At 43.9% G+C, this 22,142-nt stretch carries 21 protein-coding genes; 4 read left to right on the plus strand and 17 right to left on the minus strand.

What is annotated here, in order from left to right:
- Window positions 1–151 precede the first annotated feature (151 nt).
- Entirely contained in the window at window positions 152–646 is a 495-nt protein-coding gene (gene lrp / locus AB4503_RS13250) for a leucine-responsive transcriptional regulator Lrp (RefSeq protein WP_004734558.1), read from the minus strand.
- 156 nt (window positions 647–802) lie between these two features.
- On the opposite strand from lrp, the gene ald reads away from it, so the two are divergent.
- Entirely contained in the window at window positions 803–1,927 is a 1,125-nt protein-coding gene (gene ald, locus AB4503_RS13255; protein WP_017060246.1) for an alanine dehydrogenase, read from the plus strand.
- Window positions 1,928–2,082: 155 nt separating this feature from the next.
- Here the strand turns inward: ald and AB4503_RS13260 are convergent, their stop codons facing one another.
- Both AB4503_RS13260 and cysB read right to left on the minus strand, forming a co-directional pair.
- On the minus strand, window positions 2,083–3,285 hold the full coding sequence (locus AB4503_RS13260) for a methyltransferase (protein ID WP_102393838.1): 1,203 nt from the start codon (window positions 3,283–3,285) through the stop codon (window positions 2,083–2,085).
- A gap of 140 nt (window positions 3,286–3,425) precedes the next feature.
- Complete coding sequence (cysB, locus tag AB4503_RS13265; protein WP_017060244.1) at window positions 3,426–4,400, minus strand: HTH-type transcriptional regulator CysB; 975 nt, start codon at window positions 4,398–4,400, stop codon at window positions 3,426–3,428.
- A gap of 322 nt (window positions 4,401–4,722) precedes the next feature.
- On the opposite strand from cysB, the gene AB4503_RS13270 reads away from it, so the two are divergent.
- Window positions 4,723–5,487, plus strand: coding sequence for a hypothetical protein (locus AB4503_RS13270; protein WP_017060243.1), 765 nt, complete (start codon window positions 4,723–4,725; stop codon window positions 5,485–5,487).
- A gap of 143 nt (window positions 5,488–5,630) precedes the next feature.
- A complete protein-coding gene (gene miaE / locus AB4503_RS13275; RefSeq protein WP_017060242.1) occupies window positions 5,631–6,386 on the plus strand; it encodes a tRNA isopentenyl-2-thiomethyl-A-37 hydroxylase MiaE in 756 nt (251 codons plus the stop codon).
- A 104-nt stretch (window positions 6,387–6,490) separates the two neighbouring features.
- Here the strand turns inward: miaE and pyrF are convergent, their stop codons facing one another.
- The 11 genes from pyrF to AB4503_RS13330 all read right to left on the minus strand — a co-directional run bounded on the left by pyrF (window position 6,491) and on the right by AB4503_RS13330 (window position 18,094).
- Entirely contained in the window at window positions 6,491–7,186 is a 696-nt protein-coding gene (gene pyrF / locus AB4503_RS13280; protein ID WP_372115018.1) for an orotidine-5'-phosphate decarboxylase, read from the minus strand.
- A 124-nt stretch (window positions 7,187–7,310) separates the two neighbouring features.
- The gene (gene lapB, locus AB4503_RS13285; RefSeq protein WP_017060240.1) at window positions 7,311–8,486 is read right to left on the minus strand and encodes a lipopolysaccharide assembly protein LapB; all 1,176 of its coding nucleotides are present in this window, start codon (window positions 8,484–8,486) and stop codon (window positions 7,311–7,313) included.
- A 12-nt stretch (window positions 8,487–8,498) separates the two neighbouring features.
- Window positions 8,499–8,771 (minus strand): LapA family protein, encoded by a 273-nt coding sequence (locus tag AB4503_RS13290; RefSeq protein ID WP_017060239.1) that lies wholly within the window; start codon window positions 8,769–8,771, stop codon window positions 8,499–8,501.
- Between the two features lie 129 nt (window positions 8,772–8,900).
- Window positions 8,901–9,185 (minus strand): integration host factor subunit beta, encoded by a 285-nt coding sequence (gene ihfB / locus AB4503_RS13295; protein ID WP_017060238.1) that lies wholly within the window; start codon window positions 9,183–9,185, stop codon window positions 8,901–8,903.
- 121 nt (window positions 9,186–9,306) lie between these two features.
- The gene (gene rpsA / locus AB4503_RS13300; protein ID WP_010439921.1) at window positions 9,307–10,977 is read right to left on the minus strand and encodes a 30S ribosomal protein S1; all 1,671 of its coding nucleotides are present in this window, start codon (window positions 10,975–10,977) and stop codon (window positions 9,307–9,309) included.
- A 106-nt stretch (window positions 10,978–11,083) separates the two neighbouring features.
- Window positions 11,084–11,764, minus strand: coding sequence for a (d)CMP kinase (gene cmk, locus AB4503_RS13305; protein WP_017060237.1), 681 nt, complete (start codon window positions 11,762–11,764; stop codon window positions 11,084–11,086).
- A gap of 292 nt (window positions 11,765–12,056) precedes the next feature.
- Window positions 12,057–12,803 (minus strand): 3-deoxy-manno-octulosonate cytidylyltransferase, encoded by a 747-nt coding sequence (gene kdsB, locus AB4503_RS13310; protein ID WP_017060236.1) that lies wholly within the window; start codon window positions 12,801–12,803, stop codon window positions 12,057–12,059.
- Complete coding sequence (locus tag AB4503_RS13315; RefSeq protein WP_004736429.1) at window positions 12,803–12,982, minus strand: Trm112 family protein; 180 nt, start codon at window positions 12,980–12,982, stop codon at window positions 12,803–12,805. Before AB4503_RS13315 ends, kdsB begins: the two co-directional genes overlap by 1 nt.
- Window positions 12,963–13,970 (minus strand): tetraacyldisaccharide 4'-kinase, encoded by a 1,008-nt coding sequence (gene lpxK / locus AB4503_RS13320; RefSeq protein WP_029235839.1) that lies wholly within the window; start codon window positions 13,968–13,970, stop codon window positions 12,963–12,965. The genes AB4503_RS13315 and lpxK overlap by 20 nt, the downstream gene beginning before the upstream one ends.
- A 13-nt stretch (window positions 13,971–13,983) precedes the next feature.
- Entirely contained in the window at window positions 13,984–15,732 is a 1,749-nt protein-coding gene (gene msbA, locus AB4503_RS13325) for a lipid A ABC transporter ATP-binding protein/permease MsbA (RefSeq protein ID WP_017060234.1), read from the minus strand.
- A gap of 31 nt (window positions 15,733–15,763) precedes the next feature.
- Window positions 15,764–18,094, minus strand: a complete 2,331-nt coding sequence (locus tag AB4503_RS13330) for a DNA internalization-related competence protein ComEC/Rec2 (protein WP_017066776.1) — start codon at window positions 18,092–18,094, stop codon at window positions 15,764–15,766.
- A 17-nt stretch (window positions 18,095–18,111) separates the two neighbouring features.
- On the opposite strand from AB4503_RS13330, the gene AB4503_RS13335 reads away from it, so the two are divergent.
- Complete coding sequence (locus AB4503_RS13335; protein WP_017060232.1) at window positions 18,112–18,624, plus strand: DUF2062 domain-containing protein; 513 nt, start codon at window positions 18,112–18,114, stop codon at window positions 18,622–18,624.
- A 205-nt stretch (window positions 18,625–18,829) separates the two neighbouring features.
- Here the strand turns inward: AB4503_RS13335 and lolE are convergent, their stop codons facing one another.
- The 3 genes from lolE to lolC are packed head-to-tail and all read right to left on the minus strand — an operon-like array spanning window position 18,830 to window position 21,968.
- Window positions 18,830–20,074 (minus strand): lipoprotein-releasing ABC transporter permease subunit LolE, encoded by a 1,245-nt coding sequence (gene lolE / locus AB4503_RS13340; protein WP_017072111.1) that lies wholly within the window; start codon window positions 20,072–20,074, stop codon window positions 18,830–18,832.
- On the minus strand, window positions 20,075–20,767 hold the full coding sequence (gene lolD / locus AB4503_RS13345) for a lipoprotein-releasing ABC transporter ATP-binding protein LolD (protein WP_372115023.1): 693 nt from the start codon (window positions 20,765–20,767) through the stop codon (window positions 20,075–20,077).
- Window positions 20,760–21,968, minus strand: coding sequence for a lipoprotein-releasing ABC transporter permease subunit LolC (gene lolC, locus AB4503_RS13350; RefSeq protein ID WP_372099811.1), 1,209 nt, complete (start codon window positions 21,966–21,968; stop codon window positions 20,760–20,762). Before lolC ends, lolD begins: the two co-directional genes overlap by 8 nt.
- Window positions 21,969–22,142: the final 174 nt, after the last annotated feature.

Consider the following 22,142-nt stretch of genomic DNA (forward strand, 5'->3'; position numbering starts at 1 on the left):
TAATTAAACGGGATAAAAACATCTCGAGCGGCCAAAGCCGCTCGTTTCAATGAAACTACTGTTGATTTAACCATATCAAACAGAAAAACCCAATTCCAGAAAGCAAGAAAGCGGAACAAATGTCCGCTTTCTTTCATTTCACCAATTGTGACTAACGAGTTTTAATCACAAGTTGATTGGTTTGTTTCACTTCTTCCATTACTACGTAAGTTCGAGTGTCGTTTACGCCCGGTAGACGAAGTAACGTATCACCCAGTAGCTTACGGTAAGCACCCATATCAGATACACGTGTTTTTAGAAGATAGTCAAAATCACCCGACACTAAATGACACTCTTGGATGTCATCCAGTTTCTGCACAGCGGTGTTGAATTGTTCGAACACATCTGGCGCACCACGGTTCAACGTAATTTCAACAAACACTAAAAGTGAAGCATCAAGGTACTGTGGGTTCAGCAACGCTGTGTACCCAGTAATGTAACCTTGACGTTCTAAACGACGAACACGTTCAAGACATGGAGTTGGAGAAAGTCCTACTCGTTTTGAGAGTTCAACGTTTGAGATACGACCGTCTTTTTGCAACTCATTAAGAATGTTGCGGTCAATACGATCTAGTTCCTTGGACGGCTTCTTATAATTGTCTGCCATTTTTTATTCCACCTTATTACTTCCTTGCAAAAAAATATACTACAACTTTTTAATATTCAGTATCAAATTTTATCTAAACCTATCTATACTAGATATTAATTCGACAGAATTACCCTACACATAGATAAAACAACCAAAATAAAATGAGGAGTCAGGATGATCATTGGCGTACCTAAGGAAATCAAGAACCACGAATACCGCGTTGGTATGACCCCAGCTAGCGTGAGAGAACTAATCTCACACGGCCACCAAGTTTTTGTAGAAACCAATGCCGGTACTGGTATCGGTTTTTCAGACGATGATTACATCGCTGTAGGCGCATCCATTCTTCCTACTGCTGCTGACGTTTTCGCGAAAGCAGAGATGATTGTAAAGGTTAAAGAACCTCAAGCTGTCGAGCGAGCTATGCTTCGCGAAGGGCAAATATTATTTACCTATTTACACCTTGCACCAGATTTTCCACAAACTGAAGAGCTTATCAAGAGCAAAGCTGTCTGCGTAGCCTATGAGACTGTAACAGATAATATGGGTCGCTTGCCACTATTAGCACCAATGTCTGAAGTAGCTGGTCGTATGTCTATTCAAGCAGGTGCACAAACATTAGAGAAATCTAACGGTGGTTGTGGTCTTCTTCTTGGTGGCGTTCCAGGTGTTGAACCAGCAAAAGTTGTTGTTGTTGGTGGCGGTGTTGTTGGTGCTAACGCAGCACGTATGGCTGTAGGCCTTCGCGCTGATGTTACAATTCTTGACCGTAACGTAGATACACTGCGTCGACTTGATGAAGAATTCCAAGGTCGCGCAAAAGTGGTTTATTCTACTGAAGACGCCATTGAGAAGCATGTTCTAGAAGCAGATCTAGTAATTGGTGCAGTACTAATTCCTGGCGCAGCAGCTCCAAAATTGGTTACAAAAGAGCACATCGCTAAGATGAAGCCAGGTTCAGCAGTTGTTGATGTTGCAATCGACCAAGGCGGTTGTTTCGAGACTTCTCACGCAACCACTCACGCAGACCCAACTTACATTGTTGATGACGTAGTTCACTACTGTGTTGCAAACATGCCTGGCGCTGTTGCTCGTACTTCAACTTACGCACTAAACAATGCAACACTTCCTTACATTGTTAAGCTAGCGAACAAAGGCTACCGCGAAGCACTTCTATCTGATGAAGGCTTCCTAGAAGGTCTAAACGTTATTCACGGTAAAGTAACTTGTAAAGAAGTTGCAGAAAGCTTTGACCTTGAATACGTAGACCCAGCAGAAGCAATCGCAATGTTTAACTAATGATGTAATGACTAACTGAACGCAATAATCTTCTCGTTGAAGCGTTCAGTTAACTCATACACATTAAACAAAAAGCCAGTACGACATTATGTCGCGCTGGCTTTTTTGCATTAATGGATTTAGTTCGTAAAAACACGTAACAGTACGGTTTACCACTAGCGCTCGATTTTAACCCCATGAATCAATAGATTTCTTGGCGTAATACTGCGTTCACAGAACTCTTCAATCGTAGCTTCATAACCTTGCTCTTGCAGATAGATAGCGCGATCTAAAGCCAGCCATATCTCTAATGGTCGTCTAAAGACTTGTTGAACCAAACTCAGCTTTTCCATTTCCCAGAAAAGCGCTTCGCCTTGAATCAAATAAGAGTCAAAATCAATATCTGAGCCCAGCGATAGCTCTTTCACTTCAGATGCCCAACGGCAGAAAGATTCAAAACCCTCAGCTAACTCTGATTTTTTGATGCTCGGTACAGGAATGTATTCGTCAATGTTAAGTTCAGCCTTAAGCAACTGGCTGAAGCCTAGACGATAGCTCATCTCTAGTTGACGATGTCTTTTTACTCTTTCACCACCAGTAACGGTTTCTTGAAGCGGGATTCTCAAGTCGCTCTTACTTAACGTTAATGCTGAGCTTTTCGCGATAGAAGACATCGCTTGATAGTTTTCGTCTCGAATAAGATGATAACAACAAGGAGAAATAGTGACCGCTGGTAGCCCATGTGACACTGACTTTTTAACTAGCTCAACATGAAGATCACCACAAGCATGAAGGGCCACGGCATGTTGGTACGAATTAAACACGTCATCGGCCTTGTCTGAAAACGCATCTCCTTGAACAAAATCCATCGCTAACTTCTGGTCATCCGCAATCTTTTGTCCGCTTTCGCATAACGATTGCTGCCATTCAAAGCTAGTGACTTTTTGATCCGATTGCTGAGATAGGATTCGACCAAGAAAGCCTTTACCAGAACACCACTCGAGCCACTCTTTGCCATGGTGATGGCATAATGCAGCCTCGCCCATTGCGACAATTTGATGTAGCTTTCGGCCAGGAATACCATCAGCAGTACCACGTGGGAGGTCTAAACCAACCAAAGCAGTGTTATCGAACTGGATGTTTTGGGTAGCAGTTTCTAATTCAGGTAGGAAACGAGTCAGTTCCTCAATCAAAAGCTGAGGCTGCTCTTTTAAGGTTTGAATGCTTTCATTATCTAAGCTTTCTAACCAATCAACGAGTGGACGATTGACCTCTTTCCACGGCTGCTGTTGAGTTTGGCATAGGTGAAAAGGCTCTGAACGCCAGTAAATCTGGTGCTCTAGCAAAAATGAATCGAGTATTTTAAATCGTGAATGCATGCTTCCCCCTATGATGCGTGGATTGTAGGGGTAATAGGTCGAAATGGAAAGGCCCGATAAAGAAAACGAAAACGAAAAGCCCAAAAGAAAAACGGCCTGCAAATACAGGCCGAATAAGAATCAAAATTTACACGATGAGATTAACGAACTGGCAGTTCGATATCTTTAAACATCTCTTCGATCTCTTCGTTCGATTTCAAAGAAATAGCTTGCTCAACCACAGGGCGAGTTAAGTGCGGTGCAAAACGCTCCATGAAATCAAACATGTAAGAACGCAAGAAGGTGCCTTTTCTAAAACCAATGCTGGTTGTGCTCGCACCAAATAGATGGCTCGCATCAATCGCAACCAAATCAGTATCTTGCTCGTGGTCAATAGCCATACTTGCAATTACACCAACACCAATGCCCATACGAACGTAGGTTTTGATTACGTCTGCATCGGTCGCAGTAAACACAACACGCGGTGTTAAACCTACTTTGTTAAACGCGGTATCAAGCTCAGAGCGGCCAGTGAAACCAAATACATAAGTCACGAGAGAGTAAGCCGCAAGATCTTCGATCGTGATATTACGCTTCTGTGCCAGGGGATGATCTTTGGTCACGACGATCGAACGGTTCCAGTGGTAACAAGGCAGCATAATCGCATCTTGGTAAAGGTGTAGCGCTTCCGTTGCAATCGCAAAATTCGCTGTACCTTTAGCGACGGCTTCTGACATTTGGCTTGGCGTACCTTGGTGCATGTGAAGCGATACTTTTGGATAGCGCGCCGTGAAACCTTTAATCACATCAGGCAGTGCATAACGAGCTTGAGTATGAGTCGTTGAAATATTCAATGTACCCATCTCTGGATGTGTGTGTTCACCCGCTACCGCTTTAATGCTTTCAACGCGTGCCAAAATCTCTTGAGAGATACGAATGATATCCTCACCCGCTTGGGTAACCTGCGTTAGATGCTTGCCGCTACGCTCAAAAATCTGAATACCTAGTTCGTCTTCAAGTAATCTAACTTGCTTACTAATGCCAGGCTGAGATGTGTACAAACTCTCTGCTGTAGCTGAAACATTTAGGTTATGGTTTACAACCTCAACAATGTACTTCAGTTGCTGTAACTTCATATCTAACCTCGTAATCCTTTACTCATTTCTGTGCTAACTTATTTGCAAAGAGAGCGTTATAGTCGCGTGTAATATAATTAATAGTTATAACGCTTCGAACACAAAAATGACAGAAAAATTGAGTTTTTCTAGCTTAACAAACAAAAATATCACTAACGCTTTGCAACCCAACCCTCATTCTCATACATTAGTTGGTAAGTTTTGATTGCCGATTTCGCTCAACAAGAGATAATCAGAAATTGCAATTTACGAGTGCCGATACACAATGGAATCGTGTATCCTCTCCAGTTAGCTATAGAAAATAATAAGCAGACTCAAATATATGAATATTGGTTTAATAATCGTCTTAGTAGCCGTTCTTTTGGTGTTAGTTTTAGGCTACAACATCATGCTTCAATATAAAGTTAAGGTAGAAACAGCGAAGAAACAGGAAGCTTCTCGTTATCTAACCATTATTGACGGTACAGAAGAACTGATTGGCAACGCTCATCACATGCCGTTTAGCCAAGATCTTCTTGTATGCTTAAACAATCGAATTCTTGATGCATTAGAAAACATGTATCAACTCGATCCAAAAAATAAGCAGCTTGCCCAACGCATTGAAAGCGTAAAACAACAAATCACTCAGCTAAAAGAGAACTACAAAGGTGGCGAGAGTACCGCTTTCCGCGTACCAAGTAGTGACAAGCAAGCGATCATGATGCTTAAGTTAGTTAAACGCCTGCGTGATACGGTGCGCAACGAGCACAATAAAGGCCGTTTCGAGACTCAAGCTTATGTGGTTGAAAATGCTCGCCTAGAAACAATTCAAATCCGTATTAACATTGAAAATGTTATCAAACGTGCAAACGATTCGATTTCTCGCGGACAACCGGGAACAGCGATTCAGCTATTACGCAAAGGTATTGATGCTTTGGCGACTAAGAACGACTCGTACTCTAATCAAGCCAAAGAAAAGCTTCAACAGATGCTTAACGAGCTTGACCAGAAACGCCAAGACAAAAACGCTCAAGATTTGCAGCAGATGGAATCTAAAGAACGAGAAGACGATATGGATGCCCTCTTCGGTCAGAAGAAGAAATGGTAACAGTCTAACTCAACACTTAAAGGCCGCCTTATTTACATTAAATAGGCGGCCTTTTTTGTAGCTGTTGAATTTCCTTTCTCTGTATAGGGAGATCTCTTGAGCTGTGATAAAATCCCCGCATTATCAACAAACTTTCCCTGACCATGTATCAAGAATTACTCGCTCCAATCCACTCTTTTCTTAAAGCCGAAACGCCAGATTCATGGATAGATGAAGCCAAAAAGCCAGAAAATCTTCACATCATTCTACGCGATCACATGCTGTGTGAACTTAAGGCGGCACAGAGTGCTTTATTCCTTATTCGCAAGTACGCCGTCGATAAAGAAAGCGCGAAGCAACTGAATGAATGGATTTTGCCATACGAGCAATTTGCTTACCGTCGTATCGGAGACTTAGAGTCTCTGCGTGGTAAAAGCAACGTATCCAAGCAAATCACAGCGAAAGAAGGCTGTAATTACGGTGCTGACCTAATCGATAAGATGGTTTTACTGATCAAAGAAGAGCTGCATCACTTCTACCAAGTCATGGAGTTGATGGAGAAGAAAGGCGTGACTTACCAGCCAATCGAGGCGGGTCGTTACGCTAAGGGCTTGATCAAACAAGTTAAGACTTACGAGCCTGATGCTCTGGTTGATAAGCTTATCATCGGTGCGTTTATTGAAGCTCGCTCTTGTGAGCGCTTCGCTAAATTGGCTCCTTTCTTGGAAGAAGACATGGAGAAGTTTTACGTGTCTCTACTTCGTTCAGAAGCTCGCCACTACCAAGATTACCTTGAGCTAGCAGAACAGATCGCAGGGAAAGATATTTCAGAGCGTATTTCGCATTTTGCTCAAGTAGAAGCTGATCTTATCACTTCAGAAGACAGCGACTTCAAATTCCATAGTGGTGCTCCGGTTTAGGCTCCACACAGAACATTCAGTCCAGTTTAGACTAATCCAGACTAAAAAATTAAGGCCAGCAATTTGCTGGCCTTCTTTATTTATATCTCAATCCAAATATAGACTTAAGCAAGCGTACCGTTGATCTCTGCAAGTATAGCAGCAGGGTCTATCGCTTGCGTAATCGGACGACCAATAACAAGGTAGTCTGAACCTGATTCAATCGCTTTAGAAGGCGTCATGATGCGCTTCTGGTCACCAACATCTGCGCCGACAGGACGAATACCTGGAGTAACTAGCTTGAACTCTTGACCAAGTGCACCTTTAAGCAAAGAAGCCTCTTGTGCAGAACATACAACACCGTCTAAGCCAGAGTTTTTCGTTAGAGAAGCCAAGCGCATCACGTGTTGTTGTGGTTCAAGATCCAGACCGATACCCGCTAAGTCAGATTGCTCCATACTGGTGAGTACCGTTACACCGATTAACAGTGGACGATCTTTGCCATAAGGTTCTAAGATTTCGCGAGAAGCCGTCATCATACGCTCACCGCCACTTGCGTGTACGTTCACCATCCAAACACCCAGTTCAGCGGCAGCACGGACTGCTTTTGAACATGTGTTCGGGATGTCGTGGAATTTAAGGTCTAAAAATACTGAGAAACCACGCTTATGTAATTCACGAACAAATTCAGGGCCAAACAGGGTAAACATCTCTTTGCCCACTTTTAGGCGGCAAGATGCTGGGTCAATTCGATCGACAAAGGCTAACGCATCCGCTTGATTATCATAATCCAAGGCTACAATGATTTTTTGGTCGTTCATTTCATCTCCTAACGCAGTTAACTTTCTAAAAATTTCTAATCACCTAAGCAGGTGATAAATAACAGTCATAAAAATGCAGCCCGAAAGCTGCAATTAATAATTTGGTCTTAAAGTGACCACAAATCTATTCACCATCAAGCCCACGAATAGGCTTGATCGTCCCCCACCCTTTACATGAAGGGCAGTGCCAATACAAAGAGTGTGTCGAGAAACCACACTGACGACAACGGTAATGAGGCTTAACCTTAAGCTGTTCACCAACCATAGATTGAAGTGTGGTTAAGCTGTCTTTTGCTCGGCCTTCTTCTGCTTCCGCTAGGTGGTAATCGATTAATCGATAAAAACCTTTCATGGTTGGATTTTTAACAAGCTGCTTTGTCAGTAACTCTTGAGCAGAGCCTACATCTTCATGGTGAGCAACCAATTGCGCCAGCATCAGTTCGGCAGATACACCGGCTTTCTTCTGAATACACGCTTTGAGGAACTCGACCAATTGAGCTTCTTGTCCAAGCTTGTGGTAACACTCAGCAAGGGTTGGCAACACCTCACTGATAAAATCGATATCTTGTTCAAGTACCGATTCAAGACAATCAATTGTCTTTTGGTAATCTTCGTTCGCTAAGTGGAACTTCCCTAGTGCGATACTTGCGCGAACACATTTAGGGTCTTCAGAAAGCGCCTTCTTAAAATGCTGAAGCGCTTTAGAACGATTACCATCGGCTTGTTCTTGCATTGCAAGCTCACACCAGAAATGCGCGACTGTGGCACGCATCTTCATTTTTTTCTTGCCGAGCTTAACTAAGATATTTCCGTAATGGATAGCCTTGTTCCACTCACGGGTCTGCTGATAAATAGCCACCAACTGCTGTAAAGCGCCCTCTTTATGGTCAGGTTCTTCTACAAGTTGTTCAAAGATTTTTTCAGCGCGATCAAGGAAGCCAGAGACCATGTAGTCTTTAGCTAATTGTTGCAGTGCGAGATTTTTCTGATCGAGGGTAAGCCCCGAACGAGAGATGAGATTTTGGTGAATACGAATAGCGCGGTCGACTTCGCCTCTTGAGCGGAACAAGTTGCCCAAAGCCAAGTGAGTATCGATGGTTTCATTGTCTACTTGAAGCAGTTCAATAAAGTGATCAACCGCTTTGTCAGATTGATCTGACAGTAATAGGTTCAAACCCGTCACGTATTGACGGGAGATCTGGTGTGATTGCTTTTGTTTTTCTTGCTGAGCGTTACGATTACCCATATACCAGCCATAAGCGGCTGCGATGGGCAAAAGTAAGAACAGTAACTCTAACATCAAATATAGCCTTTAAGCTTTAGTATCAGCAGGGACCTGCTTTGATTGCTTATTAAGTTGCTTCTTCAAGCGATGAATTTTTAGCTGAGACCGCATGTGCATATTACCAAAGACTAACCAAGCAAGGGCGAAGCCTGAAACGAATACAACACCTAATAAACTTGATAGGTGGAAGTCACCTTGCGCTAGCAGATAGTTGAAATTCACAGTTGTTTGGTTTTGAGAGCCTAAAGCCAGTGCAATTAGGAAAAGTGCGATAACGGCGACTATTTTTATAATTTTCATAGTTCATCACTCATTGGTTGGTTAGCTGTACGATTATGCAGGAAAATTACTAATCAGACCACCATATTATGGTCATAAAAAAGCGGCATACATTATAGTATGCCGCTTTTCTTAATTCCGATAAGTAGGCTACATTCCTGAGTTTACTCGTTCACGCAGCTCTTTACCTGGTTTGAAGTGAGGAACGTATTTACCTTCTAACTCAACCTTGTCACCAGTCTTTGGGTTACGTCCAACACGAGGCTCACGATAATGCAGAGAAAAGCTGCCAAAACCGCGAATTTCGATTCGATCACCACTTTCTAGTGTTGAAGCCATATGCTCTAAAATGTCTTTTACAGCGTCTTCAATTTCTTTTGCAGAAAGATGCGTTTGCTCAGCGCACAGTCTCTCAATCAATTCAGACTTAGTCATAGTTACCCTCGTTGGTTTTCTTTTTAGAAATTATAGACCTATCGGAAAAATAAGCAAAAAAAAAGGAGCCTTACGGCTCCTTTCTTGGCTAGATAGCTATAATTCTCTTAATGAGAAGCTATTATTCGCCTTTAGCAGCTTTGAATGCGTCTGCCATTGCGTTACCGAACGCGCCTTCTTCAGACTTGTTCAGTGAAGCCATTGCTTCTTGCTCATCAGCTTCATCTTTAGCTTTGATAGATAGGTTGATTACGCGGTTCTTACGGTCTACACCAGTGAACTTCGCTTCAACGCTGTCGCCAACGCTTAGGATTAGAGATGCATCTTCGATACGGTCGCGAGAAACTTCAGAAGCGCGGATGTAACCTTCAACGCCTTCGATTAGCTCGATAGTAGCGCCTTTCGCGTCAACTGCAGTAACAGTACCGTTTACAAGAACACCTTTCTTGTTGTCAGCAACGTATGCGTTGAACGGGTCGTTTTCCATTTGCTTAACGCCAAGAGAAATACGCTCACGCTCTGCATCTACTGCTAGAACAACAGCAGAGATTTCGTCGCCTTTCTTGTATTCACGTACAGCTTCTTCGCCGGCAGCGTTCCAAGAAATGTCAGATAGGTGTACAAGACCGTCGATACCGCCTTCTAGACCGATGAAGATACCAAAGTCAGTGATAGACTTGATCTTACCAGTAACTTTGTCGCCCTTAGCTTGCATTTCTGCAAATGACTGCCATGGGTTAGCTTTACACTGTTTCAGACCTAGAGAGATACGACGACGTTCTTCGTCGATATCAAGAACCATAACCTCAACTTCGTCGCCAACATTAACAACTTTAGAAGGGTGGATGTTCTTGTTAGTCCAATCCATTTCAGAAACGTGTACTAGACCTTCAACGCCTTCTTCGATTTCAACGAAGCAGCCGTAGTCAGTTAGGTTTGTAACACGACCAGAAAGCTTGTGACCTTCTGGGTAACGCTTAGCGATTGCTACCCATGGATCTTCGCCTAGTTGCTTAAGACCTAGTGAAACACGAGTGCGCTCACGATCGAACTTAAGAACTTTAACTAGGATTTCGTCACCAACGTTAACGATCTCTGATGGGTGCTTAACGCGCTTCCAAGCCATATCTGTGATATGTAGAAGACCGTCAACACCGCCAAGGTCAACGAATGCACCGTAGTCAGTAAGGTTCTTAACGATACCTTTAACTTCAGTACCTTCTTGTAGAGTTTCAAGAAGTTCGTCACGCTCAACACTGTTTTCAGATTCGATAACAGCACGACGAGAAACAACAACGTTGTTACGCTTCTGGTCTAGCTTGATTACTTTGAACTCTAGCTCTTTGTTTTCTAGGTGAGCAGTGTCACGGATAGGACGTACGTCTACTAGAGAACCAGGAAGGAAAGCACGGATACCGTTAAGTTCAACAGTGAAACCGCCTTTAACTTTACCGTTGATGATACCAACAACAGTTTCAGCTTCTTCGCAAGCTTTCTCAAGTACGATCCAAGCTTCGTGACGCTTAGCTTTCTCACGAGAAAGTTGAGTTTCACCGAAACCATCTTCAACAGCGTCTAGAGCTACGTCTACTTCAGCACCAACTTCAACTTCAAGTTCGCCAGCAGCGTTCTTGAATTGTTCAGCAGGGATAGCAGATTCAGACTTAAGACCAGCGTCTACAAGAACGAAACCGTTCTCGATAGCTACTACAGTACCTTTAACGATGCTGCCTTGTTGGAATTCAGTTTCAGATAGAAACTCTTCAAAGAGTTGAGCAAAAGATTCAGTCATTATTTAATCTTCAATAATTAAACGTCCATGGGTATCCTACCGCATGGGGTTGATAAATTCGCCGGTCATCATCCTTGCGACCAACGTTCGTACTAGCTCGGCGAAATTACCCAGCCAGTTTCGATTCAATATAGTGTAGTGCTTTTTCTACTACCTGCTCAATATTCATTGAGGTGGAATCAAGCACTAGAGCATCCTCTGCAGGGCGAAGTGGCGCCACTGGGCGATTACGATCTCGGTCGTCTCGCTCTTGGATCTCGCTCAAAAGGTCGTCAAATTTAACATCTAACCCCTTCTGTTGCAACTGTTTAAGGCGGCGACTCGCACGCTCTTCAGCACTTGCATCTAAAAATATTTTCGCTTCAGCTTCAGGAAACACAACCGTTCCCATGTCACGACCATCTGCAACCAAACCAGGCGCAGCGCTGAATGCACGTTGACGACGAAGCAGTGCTTCGCGAACGCGAGGTAAAGCAGCAACTTTTGAAGCCGCCATGCCTGTCTCTTCTTTACGAAGTTCACCAGACACATCTTCACCTTCTAGGATAACCTTAACTAAGTCGCCTTCAGCAATAAACTGCACGTCTAAGTGTGTAGCAAGCGGTACTAAAGCATCCTCTGATTCAGTATCCACACCATGGTGAATTGCCGCTAAAGCCAATACGCGATAGATCGCGCCTGAGTCTAGAAGATGAAAGCCTAGCTTATCTGCTAGCAACATACACAGGGTACCTTTACCTGCACCACTTGGTCCATCAACCGTAATCACTGGGCTTTGAGAAGGCATCTTTTACTCCACGTTTTGTCGTAAGTTTTATTCTGTACTAGCGATTCGCCACTACTTTATAGGCGGCATATTATAGAGAAAAATTGGAACTCGAGCGAGGTAAATCTCAGATAATTCCGTGTTGATGATGCATAAACCAATGCAACTATCCCAATATCCGTTTGCTTAGGTCAATAAGACACACACGCGCTTTTCGATAGCGCACTTTTCGGTAGATAGAAAAAAGCCTCGCAATAAGCAAGGCTCATGATTTTTCATTTTGTAGAGCAAAGAAGAACTCGCTCAAAGAAGCTTAGCCAATAATAGCTCGAACCGCTTCTAGGTCTTCAGGCGTATCAACACCAGCAGCCGGTGCTTCCGCCGCAACGTCTACGTGGATTTTTTCACCGTACCAAAGTACTCGTAATTGCTCTAGGCACTCAATACGTTCAAGAGTGCTTGGTTCCCAATTAATGTAGGTATTGATAAAACCCGCTCGGTAAGCATAGATACCAATATGACGAAGCAAAGGAGATTCCGCTGCAGTACCGTTGTTCGCGTAAGCATCGCGATCCCAAGGGATGGTTGCTCGGCTAAAATACAAGGCGTAACCGTCTTTATCGGTTACAACTTTAACGGCATTAGGGTTAAACACTTCATCAGCATGAGTAATTTCCACACCTAACGTTGCCATCGGGGCTGTACTGTTAGCAAGATTGTTGGCAACCTGATTAATGATTGAAGGTGGGATAAGTGGCTCATCACCTTGAACATTCACGATAATATGATCATCAGGAATATTCATAACTTCAATCACTTCAGCTAGGCGTTCAGTGCCCGATTCGTGATTCGGTGATGTCATACAAACGGTCGCGCCAAATGCTTTAGCCGCTTTTTCAACTCGAGCGTCGTCGGTAGCGATAATAACGTTATCGGCACCCGCTTTCATTGACTGTTCGTATACCCATTGAATCATCGGCTTTCCACCAATGTCAGCAAGTGGCTTCCCTGGTAAACGGCTCGATTGGTATCTTGCAGGTATAACAACCGTATAAGACATTACTTACCCTCATCCATAGAAACGGTGCGAGCTTCAGGTTCTAAAAGAACAGGAATACCCTCTTTAATTGGGTAAGCAAGGCGATCAATTTTACAAACAAGCTCTTGCTTATCCTTGTCAAAAGTTAGTTTACCTTTACATACAGGGCAAGCAACGATCTCAAGTAGACGGTGATCCATAGTATTCCATAACCTCTTTTATTCTTTTTAAAATTTGCTGTTGCGAATCTTCATCAAACTGCGCAGAAACTGGAAGATACCACCAGTTATCTTGCGCATATTCTTCGCATTTTACAGCGTCTTTTTCTGTCATAATCAGATTCATACCTTTATTAGCTAAGGCATGAAGTTCATCTTTATCAAAATCTTGATGGTCGGAGAAGCCCTGTGTGAAAACCACATCACCATCAAGATCTTCCAATGTTTTAAAAAAGCGCGGTGGGTGGCCAATACCGGCAAAAGCCACCAGCTTGTGTAATTTTGCCACAGACCTTTTCTGACCAGTCTTTAGGTTAACTGCTTGGCTTGGAAGCAAAGACATCGAGAACTCTCGACCGTGCGCTTTACCGCCATTGTTTACCAAAAAGTCGACTTCATCTAAACGAGAAACCGGCTCTCGTAATGGACCTAAAGGAATCAAACTCTCACTACCAAAGCGTCTTGCGCCGTCGATAACTGCAAATTCAATGTCGCGTTCAAGCGCGTAATGCTGAAGGCCATCGTCAGTGATAATCACATCAACGCCTTTGCTCAGCAATGCTTTCACTGCGTTAGCTCGCACAGGGTCGACTGCGACTGGCGCACCAGTTCGCTTACGAATCAAGCGAGGTTCATCACCCGAATGCTCAGCTGGGGTATTTTCATCCAACACCAACGGATAGCTTGGTGCTTTTGCACCGTAGCCTCGAGATACGACTCCGGGTTTAAAGCCGTGAGCCTGAAGCATTTCTACTAACCAAATCACAACCGGGGTTTTACCATTTCCACCAGCGGTAATATTGCCCACAACAATAACAGGTAAAGGCGGGCGGTAGGTCTCTTTCTTCCCAGAGAGGTAAGCATCACGACGTTGACCACTAATCAATTTGAACAGCAGACTCAGTGGCCACAACAGCGGCCAGAGAAGATATTTCAACGGGTGATTGTTAAACCAAATCTTTTCGATCACAACAAAACCTAATTTATCCGCTGAACTGAATTCGGTGTAATTGTGCATAAGCACCATCATGCGCGATTAGCTCAGCATGTGCGCCCCTTTCTACAATATGACCATCATCAACCACTAGAATCTCATCAGCTTGCTCGATCGTAGAGAGTCGGTGTGCGATAACTAATACTGTTTTGTCTTTCTGCAGTTCTTCTAGTGCAGATTGAATCGCTCTCTCTGACTCAGTATCCAGTGCAGACGTCGCCTCATCAAGAATCAGCACAGGCGCATCTCTTAATAAAGCACGTGCAATCGCAATACGTTGTCTTTGACCACCAGAAAGGCTTGCGCCATTTTCACCAACAACGGTATCGATGCCATTTTCCATGCCTTCGATAAACTCACTTGCATGAGCAAGCTTAGCCGCGTATTCGATCTGTTCACGTGAATACTGTTCTTCTGCTGCGTAAGCGATGTTGTTAGCCACCGTATCGTTAAACAGATGTACATTTTGAGAAACGAGCGCAAAGTGCTCACGCAGATTTCTCAATTCGTAATCACGAATGTCGTGGCCATCAAGCTCAATTGAACCAGAGTCTACGTCATAAAAACGAGTGAATAGGTTAGCAATGGTACTCTTACCCGAGCCAGATCGCCCAACAAGCGCAACCGTTTTACCTTTCGGTATATTGAAGCTGATCTTATCAAGTGCTGGTTTCTCTGCACCGTCATAAGTAAACGTGACATCTTTAACAGCCACTTCACCCATTACAGTTTCAGGTTTCAACGTCCCTTTGTTTTGCTCGGTATCTAGATCCATCAAGCCAAATAGAGTCGTACTCGCAGCCATACCACGTTGGAATTCAGACGTTACGTTAGTTAACGCCTTTAGCGGACGTAATAGACCAAACATTGCAGAGAAGACAACGGTAAACGTACCAGCAGTAAGCTCGGCTTTAATAGAATCGACACTAGCAAGGAATAGAACAACAACAATCGCAACTGATGCGATCATTTGAATAATCGGGTTAGCGGCCGCTTGAGCAGTGATTAACTTCATGCTTTGTTGGCGCATTTGGTTACTAACTTTATCAAAGCGGTGTTTTTCTAGATCTTGACCACCGTAAGTTAGAACCACTTTATGCCCTTTCAGCATTTGTTCAGCTGAAGAAGCAACGTGACCCATGCTAGTTTGCATGTTCTTAGAGATCTTTCTGAATCGCTTCGATACGATACTGATCGCCCACGCAACCAAAGGCGCTACAGCAAATAACACCAAAGATAACTGCCAACTATTCCAGAACATCAGCGTCAACAAGCCTATAATACTTGCACCTTCACGGACAATACTGACTAACGCTTTACTGGTTGCTGCAGACACTTGCTCTGAATCGTAAGTAATTCGAGATAGCAATGCGCCTGTCTGTTCTTTATCGAAGAAAGAAACAGGCATGTGCATGAAATGGCTGAAAATCTTACGACGAATTTCCATCACCACATTGCCAGAGACCCAACTCAAGCAATAGGTTGAAACAAAGCCACTGACGCCACGAACGAACATCATGGCAAAGATAATAAGTGGAAGTGTACGTAAAAAGTCAGATTCAGCATTACCAAAGCCTTCATCAAGTAACGGCTTTAGTAAGGAAATCATATAGGTATCAGAAACGGCATTTATAATAAGCGCAATTACCGCAACACCTAGGCCGGCCTTATATAATCGAATATAAGTCCAAAGTCTTTTAAATGTGACCCAGGTAGTTTCATCTGTTTGTGTTGACATAGAATCGCTTAATTTTCTCACAATAATCTATCTATTCTACTCCCTTACGGAGCATCTGCCTATACCACTGCCCGCCTTGTTGTTCTCTAATCGCATGATATTGCCAACCTTCTTTGCTAAGAGTGATGGTTATTTGTCCGCTTTCTCCAGTATCTAGCCAAGTACTCCCCGCTTCCTGATAACGTTCAATAACAAACTCACTCGGCATTCCCCACTGGTTGCCTTTGGCAAGAGAAGCTATCGCCAGCTGAGGAGACACCGCCTCAATAAACGACTTAATCGATGACGAATCGCTGCCATGATGCGGAACCAACATAACATCACTCCTTAGCTGTTCTCCTTCACGAGCAAGTAACCACTCACTTACCAGTTCAATATCACCAGTGAGCAACATTGAGAAATCAGCACTATGATCTGAGATCTTGACCACACACGAATGTGGGTTATACGCCCTCTTTACTTGCTTAGGCGGCCACAACACCTCAAAAACAACATCTTGCCAGTTCCAAACCTCTCCAATAGTACATGTTTGAATATTAGACGGGGCTTGAGTGATAGATTGGCGTTCTTGAATAATGTTCTGACTGGTTCTTATCCACTTTGGCGTATAGTTCTCAAGTAATGCCGGATAACCACCAGCATGGTCAGAATCGAAATGACTCACAATCACGCCTTCTAATTCATAAATCCCCCGCTGATTCAAAGTAGGAATCAACAAAGACTCAACAACCGAGCCTCCTGGCCACGCATTGCCAAGATCATAAACAACAATCTGATTGTTCTTTTCCAAGACCAAAGACAACCCATGCCCAACATCCAAGATATCAATAGTTAGTTTGTCTTGCTGGGGTTTGCTGAACTCCCACCACAGCACAAACACTGCAGTTACCAATATCGATAATGTTCGCTTGAAATACCGACTAACAAAGCTCAAAAACAAGATAAGGAATACTGATAATGCAATCGTCTGATTATCGACTTGGATCCAAAATCGCTCAGAGAAAGGAAGACTAAATACGAGAGGCTCAAGCGATAAGTCGACTAACTTCCACAGCTGACTGACCAAATCATTGTCTAGCGCTGTTATACCAACCACGCCAGACACTGACTCCGATATTAAGCTTAGAAACATTGCCAGAAACAACAGCGGGATCGTCACCATCGATACCCAAGGTAAAAGGAACAAGTTGTAGAAAACAGAGACTAAACTGACTCCTTTGAAAAACAACATCGAGGAAGGCGCGATAAGGAATGTCAGCATCAGTTGAAGCTTAATAAGTTGGAGTGCGTGGTCGATAAATGTAAAGCTTGAAGCTGAGCGCTGAGTATTACAGGCGATATAGAAAACAGCGCCCAATGCACCAAAGGACAACCAAAAACTGCTCGACAAAGCTGAAAACGGCCAAATCAGCAGAACCACGCACACACTTAAAGTAACATACCGAAGCAAACTGATATTTTGCCCACGCCACAAGAAATAACTCGCGATAACGCACATCACCAAAGCTCTCAAAGTTGGCAGCGTGAATCCAGCAAACCAACTATAGAAATACGCCAAGCCGAGCCCGAATATTGTAGGTAACCAAAGAAATGAAGGGGAAAGTAACCTTAATATCTTGCCAATCTGATAGCCGATACCAAAGGCAATCCCAATATGCAGCCCCGAAATAGCCATCAAGTGAATCAGGCCACTGCTTTTAAGCATATCCCACCGCTGAGGCGGAATAAGGTCTCGATATCCAAAACTCAAAGCGATAATGAGATCTTGATTTGCCAGCAGACTTAACCTTTCAAGGCTGGCTTCAAACCATTGGGCGCGTAAGTTGGTGCTAGAATGAATTCGGTACTTGGTATCTGCTCTGTAAGTTGCATTGGCAACCACGCCAGCACTAAACAAGTACTTTTCTCGGTCAAAGCCGGCTTCGTTGAGTTTGCCCCATATCGGCTTTATTGAGGCCGATAAATAGACATCATCTCCAAGCGTTAGCTTGAAAGGAGTAAACAAACGCAATTTTATCAATTGAGGAAAGATTAATTTTTCGCCGCCAATTGATCTGACTACTATTACGCTTTCAAAACCGTGGCTATTTTCACTAAAAAGGCTAACAACCGACGCATTTATGGTAGTATTCTGCCCTGATTGGAATAAGCGACTCGTTTGTATTTCAATCGCATTCCCTAGGCAGATAACTAGTATCAATGCTGTTACTGGACCTCTTGCACTCCGGAAAACGCTATACTTTGTTGGTGCTAGCAGTAACAACAGCATCAATGGTGCCCAAACCCAATGTGGCATCACAGGCCAGAAGCTGGCAGACACAACTGTCGCAGCAAATGAAATCAAGAACCAAGTGTTAAACAAGAGAGTAGCTTCCTCCTATGCCAAGAAAGTTTATCAAACGATTTATGCCTGACCATGATCTAATCAAGCGTCAGAAAGCATTGAAAGTTTTTGGCAATGTTTTGTACAACCCCAACTTATGGTGCCTTAATCGTCGCTCTGCGGCTGGCGCGTTTGCTGTTGGGTTATTCATGGCGTTTGTCCCTCTACCAAGTCAAATGATTATGTCTGCAGGCCTTGCTGTCGCATGTGGCGTTAACCTGCCTTTAGCTGTCGCACTTGTTTGGATCAGTAACCCGGTTACCATGCCTGTTCTCTTCTACTTTGCTTATAAAGTCGGGGCGTTTGTTATGCATGTGCCACCGCAAGCCTTCCATTTCGAATTGTCTTGGGACTTCATCTTGGCGCAAATGAGCACTATAGGGCCTCCGTTCTTATTGGGTTGTCTGATTTGTGGCGTGGTTTCAGCAATGATTGGCTACTTTGGTATTCGCGGTTTATGGCGCTACTCAGTAGTAAGAAGTTGGAAGAAGCGACAAGCAAGGCACTGAACGCCATTTCTTGTTATTCAATCTAACCTTGTATGCGCTTCACTTAAAACGTACACAAGTTAAAATCGGATGAGCTACTTACCTCTGCAAGATTGGCATGTAACGAAAGTCGTAAAGAACACGAATTGAATTCAATAAAAAAGGATCCCACTGGGATCCTTTTTTGTATCGACTGAAAACTGACGGCCTGTTATTTAGGCGAATGCTATTTAGAACTCAGCACTGAGGCTGGATTCAACTTCGCCGCGCGTGATGCTGGGTACCATGTCGCCAGTAAACTCAGCACAATCGCAGTGCCGGAAACCACAACAACATCCGTCATATCAAGTTGTGATGGCAAGAAGTCGACAAAATAGATATCACCGGACAAGAACTGGTGATCGACCAACTTTTCAAGTCCTTTGATTAGTGTCGTGAGATTAAGAGCGACTAGCACACCTATTGCACTGCCCACTAAACTGCCTAACACGCCTGAGAATACGCCCTGCCAAACAAAGATGCGCTTCACAAGGCCGTCTGATGCACCCATGGTTCTTAAAATCGCGATCTCTGATGCTCTGTCTTTTACTGCCATCATTAGCGTCGAGACAATATTGAAACAAGCCACACCAATAACCAGTACCATCACCAGATACATGATGGTACGAACGAGTTGGATATCTCGATACAAGAAACCAAACTTCTGCTGCCAGCTTCGTAGATACACATACACATCAAGCTGATTGCCCACTTCACGCACAATAGAGTTCGCGTTCAGCACATCGGTCACTTTTAAAGAGACTCCAGTTACCGCCTCACCTAAGTTGGCGTAGACCTGAGCATCACCAATCGGAATCAGAGCCAAGCTGTGGTCAATCTGGCCATTAAGCGTCAGCAAGCCAACCACTTTCACTCGAACACGCTTTGGCGCCTGAACCTTCACAGAACCGTTTACCGTTGGAATCATCAAAGTCAGGTAATCACCCACTTTCGCACCCAACACATTCGCTACACCAGAGCCCAGAATGATCTGTTGTTGTCCTGCCTTAAACTCGCTCCAAGCTTGTTTATCGATAAAACTCGATAGACTTGATACCTGTTGTTCAAGTTGTGGATCAACACCGCGAACTTCAATTGCTTTGAGCTCTTTGCCCTTTTCAGCAAGCGCTGTAATTTTTACATAAGGCGCAGCAGCAACGACTTTATCGTGCTTAACCGACTCCTCAATCACGTGCTCCCAACGAGTCACAGGCTCATTCACGCCTTCAAATTCACCATGAGGAATGACAGAAAGTACTCGTGATTGAAGCTCTCGCTCAAAGCCATTCATCGCAGATAAGCCGATAATGATCACCGCGACACCAACCGCAATACCAATGGTCGAAGACAATGAGATGAACGACACCATCTTGTCTCGTTGTTTCGCACGGCTAAATCGGCCGCCTATCAATAGAGATAAAGAGGAAAACACTTAGCTCTCCTCTTTTTCTACGTTGACCAGTAAACCATCTTGCATGTGAAGTTGGCGATCCATCTTACCGGCAAGTTCACCATCGTGAGTCACGACCAAAAAGGCAGTATCGTATTCACGGTTCAGTTCACGCATTAAGTCGTAAATAGACAGTGCGGTGTTATGGTCAAGGTTACCGGTTGGTTCATCCGCCAACACTAGCGCAGGCTTATTCACCAATGCACGAGCAATCGCCACACGTTGCCTCTCGCCACCAGAAAGCTTTGAAGGTCGGTGGTCCACGCGGTGACTCAATCCAACTTTGTCCAACAAACGTTGTGCTTCTTGCTTTGCTTTAGCGGGCTTTTCGCCGCCAATCAATAACGGCATCGCCACGTTTTCTAAAGCTGAAAAGTCAGATAGAAGATGATGGAACTGATACACAAAGCCAAGATGCTGGTTGCGAAGCTTCGCCTGCTTATTCGAACTCAAAGATGCTAAATCTTGACCAAGAAAACTCACACTGCCCGCAGAAGCATCGTCTAATGCGCCTAAGATATGCAGTAAGGTACTTTTGCCCGAGCCAGAGGTACCGATGATTGCTACTAGCTCACCCTTTTCGATGTCAAAGCTGACTCCCTTGAGCACCTCAGTATCTAACGAGCCTTCACGGTACGTTTTACGGATATCATTACATTGAAGAAAATTACTCATAACGAAGGGCCTCAGCAGGTTTCACAGACGATGCACGATAAGAAGGGAATACAGTGGCAATCAGGCTAAGTGCAATAGCCAGAACCACAACAACAGCGATTTGAATTGGGTTAATCAAAATTGGTAACTGTCCACCAAACGAGAATAGAGCAACGCCCATCGCCTCTAAAATAGTATTAAGGTTCATCGCTAGAGCAACGCCTAACACACCACCAGAGAGCGCACCAATCACGCCACTACTTGCGCCTTGAACCATGAAGATCCCCATGACTTGACCATCAGTCATGCCTTGGGTCTTAAGAATCGCGACTTCAGACTGCTTCTCCATCACCACCATGATAAGTGCTGAGATAATATTGAAAGCAGCAACACCGATGATAAGCCCAAGCATTAAACCCATCATGTTTTTTTCCATACGAACGGCTTGGAATAGCTCACCTCGTTGGTCTCGCCAGTCGCTCCACAACCAACCTTCCGGTAATGGCTGAGTTGATAACTCTGCGACTTCAAACGGGTCTTCAAAAAATAGTCGCCAGCCTGAAATAGTGTCTGATTTATAACGCATCAAACGCCCAGCGTCTTGGATGTCTGTCACCATCAGTTGAGCGTCGATATCAGAACCTGTATTGAAAATACCGGCAACGGTGAAATTTCGTTGGCTTGGAATACGACCTAACGGGGTGTACTGGCTCGCGCTGGTCACCATCAGGCGAACTTTGTCACCCATAGATACCTTCAAATTTCTCGCCAAGGTGTGACCAAGAAATAGCTGATATTGCCCAGCTTGAAGTGAAGACAATCTGCCCGCAATCAAGTGGTTTTGAAGAGGGTCATCTGAATTAGGTTCAATACCGATTAATAGCCCCGCAGATAACTGAGCCGGACTCTGAATCACCGCCTCACTGCGGACAATCGGTTCAACGTGACCATTAAGCGAGATTTGCTCTGCAAAATTAGGCGCTTGGGCAAAAAGAGAAGTGGTGCCACCTTGCTCATAAACCACCGCTTGAGGAAGAACTCCAAGAATTCGGTCTTTTAACTGCGCTTCGAATCCATTCATTACCGATAAAACAGTAACCAAAGACAGCACACCAATGGTGATACCTGCCGTCGACATATAAGAAACAAAACGGCTAAAGCGATCACCTGAACGGCCTTTCAAATAGCGTAGGCCAACAAACAACGAAATAGGATGAAACATACTTTGAACCATCTAAAGGGGATGCGGGTTAATGTAACGGGTATTGCTGTTACTGTGTAGGGGTTAACTGAAAATATAGAGTGAATTAACTCAATTAGTTAGGCTTGAAAAACAGAACCTTGTCAAATAGCCAAATTTCAAACAACTATTTGAGACTTTCAATTAACTGACCTT

Origin of the sequence: Vibrio sp. 10N.222.55.B11 (genome assembly GCF_041473705.1) — a bacterium.
GTDB classification, from domain to species: Bacteria; Pseudomonadota; Gammaproteobacteria; order Enterobacterales; family Vibrionaceae; genus Vibrio; species Vibrio crassostreae_C.